Origin of the sequence: Pseudomonas sp. EA_65y_Pfl1_P113, from assembly GCF_963970525.1 — a bacterium.
Lineage (GTDB): Bacteria > Pseudomonadota > Gammaproteobacteria > Pseudomonadales > Pseudomonadaceae > Aquipseudomonas > Aquipseudomonas tritici.
Window position 1 is genome coordinate 22,749 of sequence record NZ_CAXAQM010000046.1, and the last position, 16,329, is coordinate 39,077.

Consider the following 16,329-nt stretch of genomic DNA (forward strand, 5'->3'; position numbering starts at 1 on the left):
AAAACATCGGACGCCACTATGAAAACCCTGCCTACGCCCCTGCTCGCCAAGATTTCCTGGCGGCTGCTGCCTTTCCTGCTGTTGATGTACATCATGGCCTTTCTCGACCGCGCCAACGTCGGGTTTGCCAAACAAGCCTTTCAAGCCGACACCGGTTTGAGCGACGCCGCCTTCGCATTTGGCGCGGGTGTGTTCTTCGTTGGCTATGCGCTGCTGGAAGTACCGAGCAACCTGATCCTGCACCGTGTCGGCGCCCGTCTGTGGATGTGCCGCATCATGGTCAGTTGGGGCCTGGTTTCCGCGGCCATGGTATTTGCCCATAACGAAACCAGCTTTTATGTGCTGCGCTTTTTACTCGGTGTGGCCGAAGCCGGATTCTTCCCCGGCGTGATCCTCTACCTCACCTACTGGTTCCCACAGGCCGTGCGCGGCAAGGCCATGGGCTTCTTCTACTTTGGCGCGCCTTTGGCCTTCATCTTCGGCAGCCCGTTGTCCGGTCTGCTGCTGGAAATGGACGGCCTCGCTGGGATTCACGGCTGGCAATGGCTGTTCGCGGTCGAAGGCCTGATGGCAACGGCAGTGGGCATCTGGGCGTACTGGTACCTGGACAATCGCCCCGCCGATGCCACGTGGCTGACCATGGATGAACGCCAGCAGATCCAAAGCCTGCTGGACAGCGAAGACCAACACAAAACCTCCCACGGCCGCAGCCTGCTGACCGTACTGTGCCAACCCTCGGTGCTGTACCTGTGCCTGGTGTACCTGCTGATCCAGGCCAGCGTGTACGGCGTCGTGTTTTACCTGCCGACCCAGGTCGGCGGCCTGCTCGGCACCAAGGTGGGGTTGATGGTCGGGCTGGTCTCGGCCATCCCTTGGCTGTTCGCGTTGTTCGCCGCCTGGTGGATCCCCAGCTATTGCGACCGTACCGGCCTGCGCCGGCAGACCGCGTGCCTGACCCTGCTGATGGCCGCCGCCGGCATCGCTTGCTCGGTGACCTTCGCCAACCCGCTGCTGGGCATGCTCGCGCTGTGTTTCGCCGCCTCCGGTTTTATCGCGGTGCAACCGGTGTTCTGGACCTTCCCCTCCAGCTACCTGGCCGGCAGCGCCGCCGCAGCCGGCATTGCGCTGATCAATTCCTTCGGTGCCCTCGGTGGTTTTATCGCCCCGGTGATCAAGCACTGGGCTGAAGGCGCCTTCAATTCCCCAGCAGCCGGTTTGTACCTGCTGTCCGCCACCACGGTACTGGCTGCATTGCTGGTGCTGGGCATCCATTCACCCGGCCGCACCGCGTCGAAAACGCCGGCCACTGTTTAACGCCAGGAGTCACACCATGGGTCATCTCACCATCAAACACGTCCGCGCCTTTGTACTGCGAGGCGGCGGCGCCGATTACCACGACCAGGCCGATGGGCACTGGATCGACGACCATATTTCCACCCCAATGAGCAAGTACCCCGAGTACCGCCAGAGTCGCCGCAGCTTCGGCATCAACGTACTCGGCACCCTGGTGGTGGAAATCGAAGCCAGTGACGGCACCGTTGGTTTCGCGGTGACCACCGGCGGTGAACCGGCCGCCTACATCGTCGAGAAACACTTGGCGCGCTTCATCGAAGGCGCCCGCGTCACCGACATCGAGAAAATCTGGGACCAGATGTACCAGTCCACCCTGTATTACGGCCGCAAGGGCCTGGTGATCAACACGATTTCCGGCGTCGACCTGGCGCTGTGGGACTTGCTCGGCAAAATCCGTCAGGAACCGGTGCACCAATTGCTCGGTGGCGCGGTGCGTGACGAGTTGCAGTTCTACGCCACCGGCGCGCGCCCGGACCTCGCGCAGAAGATGGGCTTTATCGGTGGCAAGATGCCCCTGCATCACAGCCCCAGCGAAGGCGAAGACGGCCTGCGCAAGAACCTCGAAGCCCTGGCGGCCATGCGCGAACGGGTCGGCCCGGACTTCTGGCTGATGCTCGACTGCTGGATGAGCCTGGATGTTAACTACGCCACCAAGCTGGCGATTGGCGCCCATGAACATGGCTTGAAGTGGATCGAAGAAGCACTGTCCCCTGACGACTACTGGGGCTATGCGGCCCTGCGCAATAACGTGCCCAAAGGCATGTTGGTCACCACCGGCGAACACGAAGCCACCCGCTGGGGCTTTCGCATGCTGCTGGAGATGGGCTGCTGCGACATCATCCAGCCCGACGTCGGCTGGTGTGGCGGCCTCACTGAGCTGGTGAAAATCTCGGCGCTGGCCGACGCGCATAACGCAATGGTCGTGCCACACGGTTCGTCGGTGTACAGCTACCACTTTGTCGCCACCCGCCATAACAGCCCATTCGCCGAGTTCCTGATGATGGCGCCCAAGGCGGATGAAGTGGTGCCGATGTTCCACCCGCAATTGTTGGGCGAACCGGTGCCGGTGAATGGCCGCATGCGCTTGTCGGTACTGGACAAGCCCGGCTTCGGCGTGGACCTGAACCCCGATTGCCAACTGCACCGTCCCTACAACCGCTGAGGAAAGCGCCATGCACATGCCCCGCAATGGCTTCAAGGCCGCCCTCGCCAAGGACGCCACCCACTATGGCATCTGGGCCGGTTTCGCCACCGGCTACGCCGCCGAGATCGTCGCCAGCCTGGGTTACGACTGGATGCTGATCGACGGTGAACATGCGCCCAACACTGTGCCCAGTGTGCTCAACCAGTTGCAGACGGTCGCGCCGTACACCACGGCGCCCGTGGTGCGTGCCGTCAACGGTGACGCCAGCCTGATCAAGCAACTGCTCGACGTCGGCGCCCAGACCTTGATGATCCCCATGGTCGAAACCGCCGAGCAGGCCCAGGCCCTGGTGCGTGCCATGCGTTATCCGCCCCATGGTATTCGTGGCGTCGGCGGCGGTTTGACCCGCGCCACACGCTGGGACGGCGTGGACAACTACCTGAACACCGCCCATGAACAGCTGTGCCTGATCGTGCAGGTGGAATCGCGCCTTGGCGTGGAAAACGTCGCTGCGATCGCCGCCGTGGAAGGTGTTGACGCGGTGTTCATCGGCCCCGCCGACTTGTCCATCGGCCTCGGCCATGCCGGCAACCCCCGCCACCCCGAGGTGCAGGAGCGCATCAAACACGCCATCGACGCCACCCTCGCCGCCGGCAAGGTCAGCGGTATCCTGGCGCCCAACGAAGACGACGCACGCCGCTACCAAGCCTGGGGCTGCCGCTTTATCGCAGTGGCCATCGACATCAGCCTGCTGCGCCAGAGCGCCCTGGCCACCCTCGCCCGCTATCGCCCAGCTGCCGACACACAAGCGCCTTCGCGCACTTACTGAGGAACCTGCCCATGCCATCCGTTCCCGTTTACCAGAACTTCATCAACGGCCGCTTCACCCCCAGCGAAGCGCACATTGACGTGCTCAACCCGGCCACTGGCGCGCTGCTGTCCAAGGTGCCGGCGTCCACCGCTGCCGATGTCGACCAGGCCCTGGCCGCCGCGCGCCAGGCGCAAAAGGCCTGGGCGCGTAAACCCGCCATTGAACGCGCCGGGCACCTGCGGCGCATCGCCGCCAAACTGCGTGAGAACGTTGCGCACCTGGCGCGCACCATTACCCTGGAACAAGGCAAAGTCAGTGGCTTGGCGGAGGTGGAAGTGAACTTCACCGCCGATTACCTCGACTACATGGCCGAGTGGGCGCGGCGCATCGAAGGCGAGATCATCACCAGCGACCGCCAGAACGAAAATATCTTCCTGTTCCGCAAGCCGTTGGGCGTGGTGGCCGGCATCCTGCCGTGGAATTTTCCGTTCTTCTTGATCGCGCGCAAAATGGCGCCGGCACTGCTTACCGGCAACACCATCGTGATCAAGCCCAGCGAAGAAACCCCGAACAACTGCTTTGAATTCGCCAAGCTCGTCGCCGAGACCGACCTGCCCGCCGGTGTGTTCAACGTGGTCTGCGGCGACGGCCAGGTCGGCGGCGCACTCACGGCGCACAAGGGCGTAGACATGATCAGCTTCACCGGTAGCGTGGCCACCGGTGCGCGGATCATGACCGCCGCCGCCCCGAACATCACCAAGCTCAACCTGGAACTGGGCGGCAAGGCCCCGGCCATCGTGCTGGCGGACGCCGACCTGGACCTGGCGGTGAAAGCCATCCGTGACTCGCGCATCATCAACACCGGCCAAGTGTGCAACTGCGCCGAGCGCGTGTACGTGGAGCGCAAGGTCGCTGATCAATTCATCGAGCGCATCAGCGCAGCCATGTCCGCCACCCGCTACGGCGACTCCATCGCCAGGGCAGACGTGGAAATGGGCCCGCTGATCAATCGCCAGGGCCTGGACAGCGTCAACCGCAAGGTGCGCACCGCGTTGAGCCAGGGCGCGAGCTTGGTCAGTGGCGGGCAGATCGCCGACCTGGGGGCGGGTTTTCACTTCGAGCCGACGGTATTGGCCGGGTGCCGCGCCGACATGGAGATCATGCGCGAAGAGATCTTCGGCCCGGTACTGCCGATCCAGATTGTCGACGACCTCGACGAAGCCATCGCACTGGCCAATGACTGCGATTACGGCCTGACCTCGTCGATCTACACCCGCAACCTGGGCAAGGCCATGCACGCGGTGCGCGAGATCGACTTTGGCGAAACCTACGTCAACCGCGAGAACTTCGAGGCCATGCAAGGTTTCCACGCCGGCGTGCGCAAATCCGGCATCGGCGGCGCCGACGGCAAGCACGGCCTTTACGAGTACACCCACACGCACGTGGTGTACCTGCAGAGCTGAGCGGGTTAAACCGGGCCAGGCACGCTAGCGTGCTGGCCCCTTCGAATTTGCTTCTGATAAGGACAGCGTCATGCCCCTGACCGACTATAGCGGCCCGATCATCGACAGCCATTTGCACCTGTTCGACCCGCGTCGGCCCCAGGGCATTCCATGGCCCGAGCCGGGCAACCGGTTGTATGCCGCGCACCTGCCAGCGGATTACTGGGCCCTGGCCGAGCCACACAACGTGGTCGGCGCAATTGCCGTGGAAGCCAGCCCCTGGCGCGACGATAACCGCTGGCTGCTCGACACCCTGCGCAGCGATCCGCGCATGCTCGGCTTTGTGGGCAACCTGGACCCGCTGCACGCACGCTTTGCCGCCGACCTTGATGCCCTCGCGGATGAGCCGCTGTTCCTTGGCCTGCGCTACGGCAACCTGTGGGACCGCGACCTGTTGCTGGACCAGACACGCCCAGGGTTTATCGACGGCCTGCGCCAGCTCGCCGCCACGGGCCGCAGCCTGGACAGCGCCAACCCGAACCCGCGCCTGATCAAGGGCCTGCTGACGTTGAGCGATGCCCTGCCAGCGCTGCGCATTGTCGTCGATCACCTGCCTAATGCCCAGGTGCCGGCGGGTGAAGAAGCGGCGTATCACGCGGACCTGTTGCGCCTGGCAGAGCGCCCGAATGTGTTCGCCAAACTGGCAGAAATCCCCCAGCTCGGGCCGCACGGCGTGATCACCGACACAGCGTTCTACAACGACCGCCTGGCCGTGCTCTGGGAAGCCTTTGGCGAAGACCGTTGCTTCTTCGGCAGCGACTGGCCCAACAGTGATCATCTGGCAGATTTCGCCACCACCCTCGGGCTCGTCAAACGCTGCATGGCCGACAAATCCGAGACCGTGCAAGCCAAGTTCTTCGTGCACAACGCGGTACGGGTCTACAGCCCCGCCCCTCACCCTGGAGCGCAGTGATGCAGACACGTGCCTTTCGCATGAACCTCAACCCGGGCCAGGCCGCCGAGTACCGCCGACGTCACGATGAGATCTGGCCGGAACTCGCCCAGGCGCTGCTGGAGGCCGGCGTGGTGGATTATCGGATTTTCCTCGATGAGCCCGCCAACGCACTGTTCGCCACGCTGACCCACGAAGACGCCCATGGTTTGGATGAACTGCCTGGCACCGCACTGATGCAACGCTGGTGGAACTACATGCAAGACATCATGCACAGCCATGCGGATGCCTCGCCGGTCAGTGTCGACCTGCTGCCGATGTTCAAACTGACGCGCCCCTGATCCAACTGACCCACAACAACAATAAAAAGGATTCGACGACGTGGAAATCATTCTCCTTGGTGTGATTCTGCACTTCATCGGCGGCTTCGCTTCCGGCAGTTTCTACATCCCTTACAAGAAGGTCCGCGGCTGGGCCTGGGAAAGTTATTGGATCACCGGCGGCCTGGTGTCCTGGCTGATCGTGCCGCTGATCGCGGCGCAACTGACGGTGCCCGGCTGGGTGGAAATCCTGCGCAACGCCGACACCAGCACCCTGCTCTGGACCTACCTGTTCGGCGTGTTGTGGGGCATCGGCGGGCTGACGTTCGGCTTGAGCATGCGCTACCTCGGCTTGTCCCTCGGCATGTCGCTGATCATGGGCCTCACCTCGGCCCTCGGCGCCTTGATGCCGGCGCTGTACCGCGACCTGTTCACCACTGAAACCGAAGGCACGCTGACCTCGATGCTGGCCTCTCAAGGTGGGCATTGGGTGTTGTGGGGCGTGGCGGTGTCGTTGGTGGGTATTGCGGTGTGCGGCAAGGCCGGGCTGATCAAGGAACGCGAAGTGTCGCAGGCGGTGAAGTTCGCCAGTGTCAGCGAGTTCGCGCTGGGCAAGGGCATGCTGGTGGCGGTGATTTCCGGGGTGCTGAGTGCGTGTTTCAGCTACGGCATTTCTGCCGGCCGCCCGCTGGCCGCCGCAGCGGTAGAGCACGGCGCCAACAGCCTGTTCCAGAACAACGTGACCTTTATGGTGATCATGTGGGGCGGACTGACCACGAACGGCATCTGGTGCCTGTGGCTGAACTGGCGCAACCGTACCTTTCATAACTACACCGACCGTAGCACCCCGTTGCTGGGCAACTACTTGTTAGTGGCCATCGCCGGCACCCTGTGGTTCTTGCAGTTTTTCTTCTACGGCATGGGCGAAAGCCGCCTGCAGAACGACGCCAGCTCCTGGGTACTGCACATGTCGTTCATCATCATCGTGTCCAACTGCTGGGGCTTGTATTTCCGCGAATGGCACGGCACCAGCGTCGCCAACAAGGGCGTTTTGGTAGCGGGTATCGCGGTGATCCTCGGCGCGATTGCCATGGTCGGCTACGGCAATTACCTCGGCTGACGCCACCCCATTTTTGAAGGAGTGTTTTTATGTTGCTTGCAGACAAAACCGTGATCATCACCGGCGCCTCCCGTGGCATCGGCCGCGCCGCCGCCCGTGAATGTGCACGCCAAGGTGCCCGTGTGGTCATCGGCCACAGCGGCAGTGGTCAAGGCACGGAAGCGGCCTATTCGTTGATTGAAGAGATACAGGCGTTTGGGGGTGAAGCCATCGAAGTGGGCGGCGACGCTGCGGACCCGGACACCGGCGACAAACTGGTGGCGGGCGCAGTCAAGGCCTTCGGCAGCGTCGACGTGTTCGTCAATAACGCCGGCATCTGCCCGTTCCACTCGTTCCTCGACATGCCCCGCGAGGTGTACCTGAAAACCGTCAACACCAACCTCAACGGCGCCTACTTCGCCGTACAGGCGGCGGCCAACCAGATGAAAAACCAGGGGCGCGGCGGCGCGATCATTGCCGTCAGCTCGATCAGCGCCCTGGTCGGCGGTGGCATGCAAACCCACTACACGCCGACCAAGGCTGGGCTGCATTCGCTGATGCAGTCCTGTGCGATTGCCCTGGGGCCTCATGGCATTCGCTGCAACTCGGTACTGCCGGGGACCATCGCCACCGACATCAACAAGGAGGATCTCGCGGATGAGGAAAAACTCGCCTACATGACCTCGCGCACGCCGCTGGGTCGACTCGGCGAGCCGGATGATGTGGCGGGGCCGATCGTCTTCCTGGCCTCGGACATGGCACGCTATGTGACCGGCGCGTCGTTGCTGGTGGATGGCGGGCTGTTCGTTAACTTGCAGTAACCCGTCTCTTCCAAAGACCACAGTTCCAATGTGGGGGCGGGCTTGCTCGCGAATGCAGTGTGTCAGTCACCAGATTCATGCCTGAACCACCGCATTCGCGAGCAAGCCCGCACATTAGAACTGTGGTCGCTCCCTAAGCGTGCATCTGCCCGAACTTGCCCGCGTGGAAATCAGCAAACGCCTGATGAATCTCTTGCTCGGTATTCATCACAAATGGCCCATGGCCCACGATCGGCTCGTCGATAGGCTCGCCACTCAGCAGCAAAACCTTGGCGTCGTCGCTGGCCTCCAGGGTGAGTTGGCTGCCATCGCGCTCGAACAACGCCAATTGCCCGTGGCGCGCAACCTCCTTGCCATTGACCAGCACCGTGCCGCGCAGGATTACCAGTGCGGTGTTGCGTCCTTCATGCAGGTCCAGGGTGACTGGCTTGCCGGCGTTGAGGCGCACGTCCCACACGTCTATCGGCGTGAAGGTGCGGGCCGGGCCATGGCTGCCGGCGAATTCACCGGCAATCAGACGCAGTTGCCCGGCGTCGTTGGCCAGTGGCAATACCGGGATGTCGCCGTCGACGATAGTCTGATAACCGGCGTCGGCCATTTTGTCCTTGGCCGGCAGGTTGACCCACAGTTGCACCATCTCCAGCGCCCCGCCGCTGCGGGCGAAGGCTTCGGAGTGGAACTCCTCGTGGAGAATGCCTTTGGCGGCGGTCATCCATTGCACATCGCCCGGGCCGATTTTGCCGCCGGCGCCGGTGGAATCGCGGTGTTCGACCTCACCGTCGTAGACGATAGTCACGGTTTCAAAACCGCGATGAGGGTGTTGGCCGACGCCGCGACGTTGTTCAGTCGGGGTGAAATCAGCCGGGCCGGCGTGGTCCAGCAACAGGAATGGACTGATGTGCTTGCCCATAGTGTCGTAGGAAAACAGCGTGCGCACCGGAAAGCCGTCGCCAACCCAATGGGCGCGGGGGCTGGTGTAGATGCCGATAAGTTTTTTCATGGTGTGCCTCCAAAGTGAAGACACCATAAGTCTGCCAACGCTTGAGGACTAGCCGGCAAAAGCGACCTTATTCGTCCTATGTATAGGACAATCCCTTGGCCTGGCGCTGTCGCAGCAGGTGAAACGCGATGAATGCCGCCACCGCAAAGCAGGCCTGGATAATGATCATCGGCGCGGCACTGCCATCGCGCAATTGGCTCAACAACACCCCGCTGCAGGTCGCACCGAACATCTGCGCAAACCCCATCAAGCCAGCAGCCAAACCCGCTGCGGCCCCAGACGCATGATGTTGCGCCGGGTGTCGGTGGAACCCACGATCAGCATCGACACGATCAGGCCGACATTGATGCCGTATTCAAGGTGGCTCAAGCCCGTACCGCTGGAGGTCAATGACCGCGTGTTGCGCATCGCCGATATGGCCACCCTAAGCCGTGGCTATGAAGACCCGCCCCGCTACCGCATTCGCCACCAGGGCGACCCGGCAGTGATGCTCGGCGTGATCATGTTTCAGGTGCGTTCATTCGGCGTGATGTTCATGGTCTTCGCTACCTCGCCGCTGGGTTTGATCGGTGCGGTGCCGACTTTGCTGCTGTTCAACCAGCCGTTCGGTTTGGTGCAGGGGCGAGAGAAGACGAAAGCTGCCGAAATTCCCCACATAACTGCCGGATAAGCTCTACTCCCCACCCCTGAAAAGGTCCGCAAAGTCCCTCGCCTGAATACACAGTGCGAGGGATTGCAGATGGACTTTTCTGTTGTTGGAGCTGTTTCTTGAACCCGGCCATTGGCAGGCTGGCCCTGACGCCAATGGATGTGAAGACGGTCGATGTCGAGGCCGTCTTTCGCGATTTCCGTGAATGCCTGAACACGTTTGATGACTGGGCGTCGAGCGTCTGGAGCTTTTCCGCGCTGGATATCGAGCAGGTATTCAAGGTCGGGGATGAGGTGGCGCTGGTCGCGCCGATCAACCGTTCTCTTTATCCCAGTGCCACCACCGCCACCTGCCAGGCCAACGGCACGTTAACCCTGGTGCACATGTTTCAAAGCACGCAATTCGTGCCCATCGGCAACACGCCGGTGATGCTGCAACGCGTCGATCCCAACGGCGGCCCACTGGGCGAACCGCTCCACAAAACGATTGGCCCAAGCGGCATTCTCGAAATCAACGAGTGTGATCGCAACCAGCAGTACCGGGTCTGCTTCTATCCAAACGTTTCCAAAGATCACGTCAGGGCGCTGTATGCGTCTTATCAGGCGGTGATTGATGCATTGGACGTTCGCCTGCGCAACGAGTGGAAAAGCACCTTCCAAGCCCAGTGGAAGGACTACACAGACGCTAACCCGCTTGATCAGCGCAGGATGCTGGAGAAGGCATTTCTACATGGGATGGGCAAGGCGCTTTACAGCCTGTGGCACAACATCACACAGCTGTACGACCTACTGGCAGACATCAAGCCTAACAGCGAAAAGTTGCTTCAATACGTCTCTGAGGCCGAGCTTGATGAGCTGCTGAAACTGGGCAGTGAATCAATTGCCAAGGGTTTGCTCGTACTCAGTGATGAACCGCTGTTGTTCATCTATCTGGCGGCGACCTCCAGCTGGGTACGGATGTTGCCGCCACCAGAGATGAACGAGGTGATGGGGGAAATCACCGGCGAAGTGTTGATCAATCTGCTGCTGTTGAGGGTCGCGGGCGCCATGGGTGTGGCCGTGCGCCTGGGTGTGCAGGTGCTGAGTCAAATCAAGTCGGGTAGAGCGCGCAAGTTGCTTGAGATGTTGGCGGATCAACTGGTGGGGCCTCGGTTGGAGCCGCATATCGAAGCGGCCAAACCGATTCTGCTGGGGGGGCCGGCGACGCCGATCAGGGTGATTCCGGATGTGCCGCTGAAGGTTGGGGATCAGGTGGTTTCCAATCCGGTGCCGATGGTTAGGGACAAGGTGGAACAGCGTTACGACAACGCCAGGCTACTGCTGACCGAGATCGAAAACGAAGTCGGCGAAACCTAACGGCTCCAGTACCACAGCAACGGCCTGATCCAACAGGAAATCGGATTTGACGGGCAGCGCACGGCTTACGTTTACGACCTCAACGGCAACCTGCAAGAAAAGACCGAATATGGCGACGATGGCAGTCAGCTAGTCACCCGCTACGAGCGCGACCATGCCGGACGCCTCGTCAGAAAAACCCTGCCCGACGGTAACATCGTCGATTACGCCTACGACCGCCAAGGCAACCTCCTCAGCGTCGACGACGGCCACTGGGCCTTGGCCTACGAATACGATCCGCAACACCGCCTCGCCGCCGAACACCAAGGCTGGGGCACTCTGCGCTATGGCTACGACGCCTGCGGCCAACTTCAAAAACTGCGCCTGCCGGATAACAACCGCCTCACCTTCAACCACGACAAAGGCGGACACCTTTCCACAGTTGAACTGAATGGTGCGGTCCTGACCTCACACTTATTCAAAGCCGGCCAGGAACACCAACGCCAACAAGGCCACCTAATCAGCCACTACCACTACGACGACCAGCAACGCCTGCACGCCCACGCCGTTACCCAACAGGAACACCACCTTTACCAACGCCACTACGACTACGACAAAGCCGGCAACCTCACCCGCCTGAACGACACCCGCAAAGGCGAACACCACTACCACTACGACCCCCTCGCCCGCCTGACCCGCGCCGACCACTCCCAAGGCGAGCAGGAACACTTCGGCCATGACCCGGCGGGCAACCTGCTCATGCAAGACCGCCCCGGCCCGGACATCGTCGCCGGCAACCGTCTGATGATCCAAGGTGATCGCCATTACGACTACGACGCCTTCGGCAATCTGATCCGTGAACGCCGAGGCAAAGGCCACCAACTCGTCACCGAATACCGCTATGACTGCCAGCACCGCCTGATCGGTATAACGCAACCCAATGGAAAAACGGCCAGCTACCGCTACGACCCCTTCGGCCGCCGCATCAGCAAAACCATCGACGGCCTAACCACCGAGTTCTTCTGGCAAGGCGACAAACTCATCGCCGAACACCACGCGGACCGCCACCGCAGTTACCTCTACGAACCCGACAGCTTTCGCCCGTTGGCGCTGCTGGAAGGCTTCGGCCCAAAAGACACCAAGCCCTACCACTACCAACTCGACCACCTCGGCACCCCACAGGAACTCACCGCCTCCAACGGAGAAATCGTCTGGTCTGCGCACTACCGCGCCTACGGCGAAATCAGCCGCCTGGACATAGGAAAAGTCGACAACCCGCTGCGCTTTCAAGGCCAATACTTCGACCCGGAAAGCGGGCTGCATTACAACCGCCATCGCTACTACAATCCGGATGTTGGTCGTTACCTGACGCCGGACCCGGTGAAGCTGGCGGGTGGGATCAATGCGTACCGGTACGTGCCCAATCCTACTGGCTGGGTGGATCCTCTGGGATTAACTTCTTGCCCAAGAACCGCTGGATGCAAACCATCCTATAACGCCCAAAGTCCTTTTGACTCCGTTAAAGTCAACTCCGGTGAGCCAAAAACTCCCGGGCCGCAGCTTACAGCTAGACAGAAGAGAACTGAGGAACTTACCGAAGCAAATGCGAAACGTCGAGTACTGGAATACGAAGCAGAGTACGACATGCACATGGTTGGCAAGCACGGCCCAGAGGTAGAGAGTCACAAGATAAGAAGGCGTTCGATCAATGGAACAGACCCAATAACAGATATAACTCCGCAAAATAAAAAAGGCGTCCCAAGTTCCCAATTTAACAGCTGGAAGCTCCAACTTCAGGCATGGACAAAGGCTACGTCTCGGGTTGAACGAGGCCTGCCGCGCTACACTGACATTGACGACAAGACAAACGATATTGTGCGCTTAGAATTACCAGGAGCTGGACGTGGCTACAGACCTAACAAGAAAGACCCTGACAATCCAACTTTCAACCCTTCAATGAATGGCGCAGAAATGAAATTTCGTGAAAGCGGAACGCCTTTTACTCTATTCCCAATTAAGGAATAAAAATGCTATTTCACCCTTCCTCCGAGCACATACCTTTCGATGCCAGCTTGAACTATTTCGTAGGCGTTTTTGATATTTATGACAGGGAGGAAACCAAAGGGAAAGCACTCGCCCGCCTCAATCCAAACGAAAAGAAAGACAGAGAAGCGCTTATACATGAGTACTGCTTAGATCCTTTCAACAGGCTTTCCTATCGCCATAGGTACCGACTAGTAGAAACCTTACTTCAGGCGTTAAACACTGAAAACTTTAACTTCCACGCTTACTTTGAGGACGATCCAGAGGCGTATTCAAAAATGGCTTGGGACGAAACCGAAATCGCCGATCCTCGAGGCTTCTTCGTCGACATCTACCGACTCGCCAACGAGGTCTGGAAGGACGACCTCGAAAAAGCCGGCCTCGAAGACCCATCAACTTGGTAAAACCAACACCACTCTCCAAGACAACATCGCCGCTTGTGGCTTGCTCGTGCTGGGCCGCGAAGCGGCCCCAGTCCAGGCAATGGGTATTTCAGATAAATAGGCATTGGCTGTTTTGGGGCTGCTTCGCTGCCCAGCGCAGGGCGCCCGCGTCAGCTTCGTCGTGGCCGCGCCGCAATTGGCGGCCAACCTGACCAATATGAAGCTGATGAGCGGCGGCGTGACCTCGGAGCTGTTCGAACAGATCGTGTACCGCATGCTCAGCGAAGGCAGCTACGCCAAGCACCGCAAGCGCATGGTGCTGCGCTTGATCGAGGCCGGTGGGCGGGTCGAGCAATGGCTCAAGCGTTGCGGCTGCGAATTGCCCATGGGTTACGAAGGCGGGATGTTTATCTGGGCGCGCCTGCCGCCTGGGATCAATGGCGAGTTGCTGACCCAGGCGGCATTGAAACAAGGCATGGTGCTGGCGCCGGGCGCGCTGCTCGGTTATGACCCGGCGCACCGCGACTCGATGCGCTTCAATGTGGCCCACAGTGATGAGCCACGGGTGCAGCAGGTGTTTGAGGCGCGGTTGCGAGGTGTCAGTTGAATCAACTCACGATGTCGCTCTGTTTCAATTTTCCGTGGACCATAAGGACCAAGGCGGGCTCGTCGGGCTTGGCGCTGATGCGCAACGTACTTATCTGAGGTGCCGGGTCATAGGTCACCATCGCTTCACCGCTGGCACCAGAAAATGCACTGACGAACTTCAGCGGCATGTCACCCAGTGTCGTGGTGATTCCGGACACGTCCACTCGGTCCTCACCGCTGACGAAATCCATGATCTGGTCCGGGGCAGCCCAGGTGGACTCACTGGTCTTCCCATAAACAAAGACGTCATTGCCTTTGCCGCCCCACAAGATATCTGCCCCGCCCGCGCCGGATAAGCGGTCATCGCCATCCCTTCCCATAAGCGTGTTGGCCGCTGCGTTGCCGACCAGCAAATCATTGCCCGAGCCGCCGATGGCGTTTTCGATGGTTGCGCCGTAGGCAATCGAGACATTGCCCTTGAGCTCGCCGACGTCAGAGAACGTCCCTGGTTCCAGGCTGACCTTTTGGTCCTGCTGATAGCCGGAAAAGTCCAATGTGTCATTGCCGCCACCGTCCCAGATGGCAGCGACCATCTTGTCTTTGTCGGTCTTTAGGCTCAAGAAGTCCCGGTTCGTATTGGCGTTGAAACCGTAGGTGGTGTCGTCTTTGCGGGTTTCGTAGTTGGCGCCGTATTTCTTTTGATAGGCACCGATATCGTCCAGTTGCGGCGCCGACGCGCGGGTATCGCCATGGTCCATATAGCCTCTACCTACGCCAAAATAACTCATGCTGGTATGGCTTTCAGAGTCCTCGAAATACCCGGGCTTCGCTGGCCCGGAACGGGCGTCATATCGGCTGGGATGGCTCAGCCCCAAGGCATGGCCCAGCTCATGCACGACGGTAAAGCGACCTGCGTCGCCTTGAACGGCATGGGAAACGGCTTGATCCTCCGTTGTATCGACAAACCACACTTCGCCGCTTCGCGTGTCCTTGGGGTTTGGCAAATAAGTCTGCGGGTAGGGCTGGCCCACCTTATTGGCCAAATGGGTGTAATTGCCGATGGTCAGATGACCTTCGCTGGTTGCTGTTTTCGGTCCCTCGGTAAACGTGAGGTTTGCCACGTCGGAAATAGATCGCAAACTGCGTCGGACCTGTTGTTTTTGGAGGTCGAAGACAGGCGTGAACCCAGCTATTTTACGGGGCTTTTTATCCTTGACTTCAGAGGCCCGGAATTCATAGGTCACGTCATAATGACCATTCCCATTCTTGTCCGGCCAGCCGGCACTCCCTCGCCAGAGTCTCTCGATCGCCTCTTCAGGGGTTTTTGAAGGTAATCCGTTGTATTGGATGCCTCCACCGCGGTCATCTCGGTGCTGAAACTGTTCAATCATCTGGTATGTGCTGCTCGCACGTGAAGTAACGACTGTCATGAATGCACTCTTATCAGGCAATGAAGCCTGATCTTCCGATCCAGGGCACACACCCGGATGTGCGTTGAAGCTGGAAGTTCGAGCGATTCCGGTCAAGTGAAGCCATCGCTTTATTCCCGGATGGCGTAGGACGTCGAGCAAAGCTTGGCGCTCCCCTGAGTATCCAACCCGCAATTTTGCTTCATCGTGTAGCGCCTTATCGCCCGATACACTGCAATACAAAGGGCACAAGGCAACCGCGTCGCCAATCGCTAGACTGCGCCGACCGCGACAAACTCTGGAGCGACCTGCACGAGATGGAACACCTGGTGCGCGCAGATCGAGATCAGTTTGTGAGGTTGAATCGGGCGCTCTAAGCCTTACTCAGTCCGAATGTATAAGCTGGCTTGCCGGCGATGCAGAAGCCCAGGTTCATCAGGCACACCGAGTCGATGCCTTCGCAGGCAAGCCCCCACAGGGAAACGCGTACGCCTCATCGATCAGGTCGGCTAGCAGGCCGCCTCGGTTTTTGCTTTTGATGCAAGCCGGCCGCAACCATTAAAAGTCATGGGGGCTGTGAATTTCGCCCATGGCCCCTGCGACATTCGCTGCCCTCTTGCGCGTTGACCATCGTAGCCACACACCATATAGTGTGCCCACAAACAGAACAGACCACTACATAGTGTGCGGTATCGGTATTTATCGACCACACTATGCGCAGTATTTCAATGCCTGAAGCCTGCAAATTACTTATTTTTTGGCGGCTCCAAGGGCCGTCAAACCCGATCTGAAAGGAATATTTCGATGCTGAGTTGGGATGAAGTCGACAACGAAGACACCGGTGCAGCGGTGATCAAAGGCGCCAACGCCGGCCACGCCACCGAAGCCAACATGGACCGCCTCGACGGTGCCGGCGCTGCCGCCGCCATCGAAGCCCGCGCCGTCACCGCCAATGACTCCGCCGCCATCGTGCGCGCCAAG

Annotated in this window: 12 protein-coding genes and 4 pseudogenes; 13 read left to right on the forward strand and 3 right to left on the reverse strand. The window is 60.1% G+C overall.

Features of this window, described 5'->3' with window-relative positions; genetic code table 11:
• The first annotated feature begins 18 nt into the window (after positions 1–18).
• From AACY52_RS25900 to AACY52_RS25935, 8 genes are all read left to right on the forward strand, one after another.
• The gene (locus AACY52_RS25900) at positions 19–1,314 is read left to right on the forward strand and encodes an MFS transporter (RefSeq protein WP_339437093.1); all 1,296 of its coding nucleotides are present in this window, start codon (positions 19–21) and stop codon (positions 1,312–1,314) included.
• Positions 1,315–1,330: 16 nt separating this feature from the next.
• On the forward strand, positions 1,331–2,515 hold the full coding sequence (gene rhmD / locus AACY52_RS25905; protein ID WP_339418913.1) for an L-rhamnonate dehydratase: 1,185 nt from the start codon (positions 1,331–1,333) through the stop codon (positions 2,513–2,515).
• Between the two features lie 10 nt (positions 2,516–2,525).
• Positions 2,526–3,326 (forward strand): HpcH/HpaI aldolase/citrate lyase family protein, encoded by an 801-nt coding sequence (locus tag AACY52_RS25910; protein WP_339560964.1) that lies wholly within the window; start codon positions 2,526–2,528, stop codon positions 3,324–3,326.
• A gap of 11 nt (positions 3,327–3,337) precedes the next feature.
• Complete coding sequence (gene aldA / locus AACY52_RS25915) at positions 3,338–4,771, forward strand: aldehyde dehydrogenase (RefSeq protein ID WP_339560965.1); 1,434 nt, start codon at positions 3,338–3,340, stop codon at positions 4,769–4,771.
• Positions 4,772–4,841: 70 nt separating this feature from the next.
• Positions 4,842–5,723, forward strand: coding sequence for an amidohydrolase family protein (locus AACY52_RS25920; protein WP_339428219.1), 882 nt, complete (start codon positions 4,842–4,844; stop codon positions 5,721–5,723).
• On the forward strand, positions 5,723–6,043 hold the full coding sequence (gene rhaM / locus AACY52_RS25925; protein WP_339418907.1) for an L-rhamnose mutarotase: 321 nt from the start codon (positions 5,723–5,725) through the stop codon (positions 6,041–6,043). Before AACY52_RS25920 ends, rhaM begins: the two co-directional genes overlap by 1 nt.
• 40 nt (positions 6,044–6,083) lie before the next feature.
• A complete protein-coding gene (rhaT, locus tag AACY52_RS25930; RefSeq protein ID WP_339560966.1) occupies positions 6,084–7,142 on the forward strand; it encodes an L-rhamnose/proton symporter RhaT in 1,059 nt (352 codons plus the stop codon).
• 29 nt (positions 7,143–7,171) lie between these two features.
• On the forward strand, positions 7,172–7,942 hold the full coding sequence (locus AACY52_RS25935; protein ID WP_339439275.1) for an SDR family NAD(P)-dependent oxidoreductase: 771 nt from the start codon (positions 7,172–7,174) through the stop codon (positions 7,940–7,942).
• A gap of 133 nt (positions 7,943–8,075) precedes the next feature.
• Here the strand turns inward: AACY52_RS25935 and AACY52_RS25940 are convergent, their stop codons facing one another.
• On the reverse strand, positions 8,076–8,942 hold the full coding sequence (locus tag AACY52_RS25940; protein WP_339418901.1) for a pirin family protein: 867 nt from the start codon (positions 8,940–8,942) through the stop codon (positions 8,076–8,078).
• Between the two features lie 76 nt (positions 8,943–9,018).
• A pseudogene (locus tag AACY52_RS25945) lies at positions 9,019–9,314 on the reverse strand (MFS transporter); the annotation flags it as partial.
• Between AACY52_RS25945 and AACY52_RS25950 the strand changes: the two are divergent.
• From AACY52_RS25950 to AACY52_RS25965, 4 genes and pseudogenes are all read left to right on the forward strand, one after another.
• Positions 9,289–9,612 carry a hypothetical protein gene (locus AACY52_RS25950; RefSeq protein ID WP_339419127.1) on the forward strand — a complete coding sequence of 108 codons (324 nt, stop codon included), beginning with the start codon at positions 9,289–9,291 and terminating at the stop codon, positions 9,610–9,612. The pseudogene AACY52_RS25945 and the gene AACY52_RS25950 overlap by 26 nt on opposite strands.
• A gap of 1,265 nt (positions 9,613–10,877) precedes the next feature.
• Positions 10,878–12,950 (forward strand): annotated as a pseudogene (locus AACY52_RS32370) (RHS repeat domain-containing protein); the annotation flags it as partial.
• A 2-nt stretch (positions 12,951–12,952) separates the two neighbouring features.
• A complete protein-coding gene (locus AACY52_RS25960; RefSeq protein ID WP_339418900.1) occupies positions 12,953–13,372 on the forward strand; it encodes a hypothetical protein in 420 nt (139 codons plus the stop codon).
• Positions 13,373–13,514: 142 nt separating this feature from the next.
• A pseudogene (locus AACY52_RS25965) lies at positions 13,515–13,958 on the forward strand (PLP-dependent aminotransferase family protein); the annotation flags it as partial.
• A gap of 1 nt (position 13,959) precedes the next feature.
• Here AACY52_RS25965 and AACY52_RS25970 read toward each other — a convergent pair.
• Positions 13,960–15,369, reverse strand: a complete 1,410-nt coding sequence (locus AACY52_RS25970; RefSeq protein ID WP_339437094.1) for a M10 family metallopeptidase C-terminal domain-containing protein — start codon at positions 15,367–15,369, stop codon at positions 13,960–13,962.
• A gap of 783 nt (positions 15,370–16,152) precedes the next feature.
• Here AACY52_RS25970 and AACY52_RS25975 point away from each other — a divergent pair.
• Positions 16,153–16,329 (forward strand): annotated as a pseudogene (locus AACY52_RS25975) (ribonucleotide-diphosphate reductase subunit beta); the annotation flags it as partial.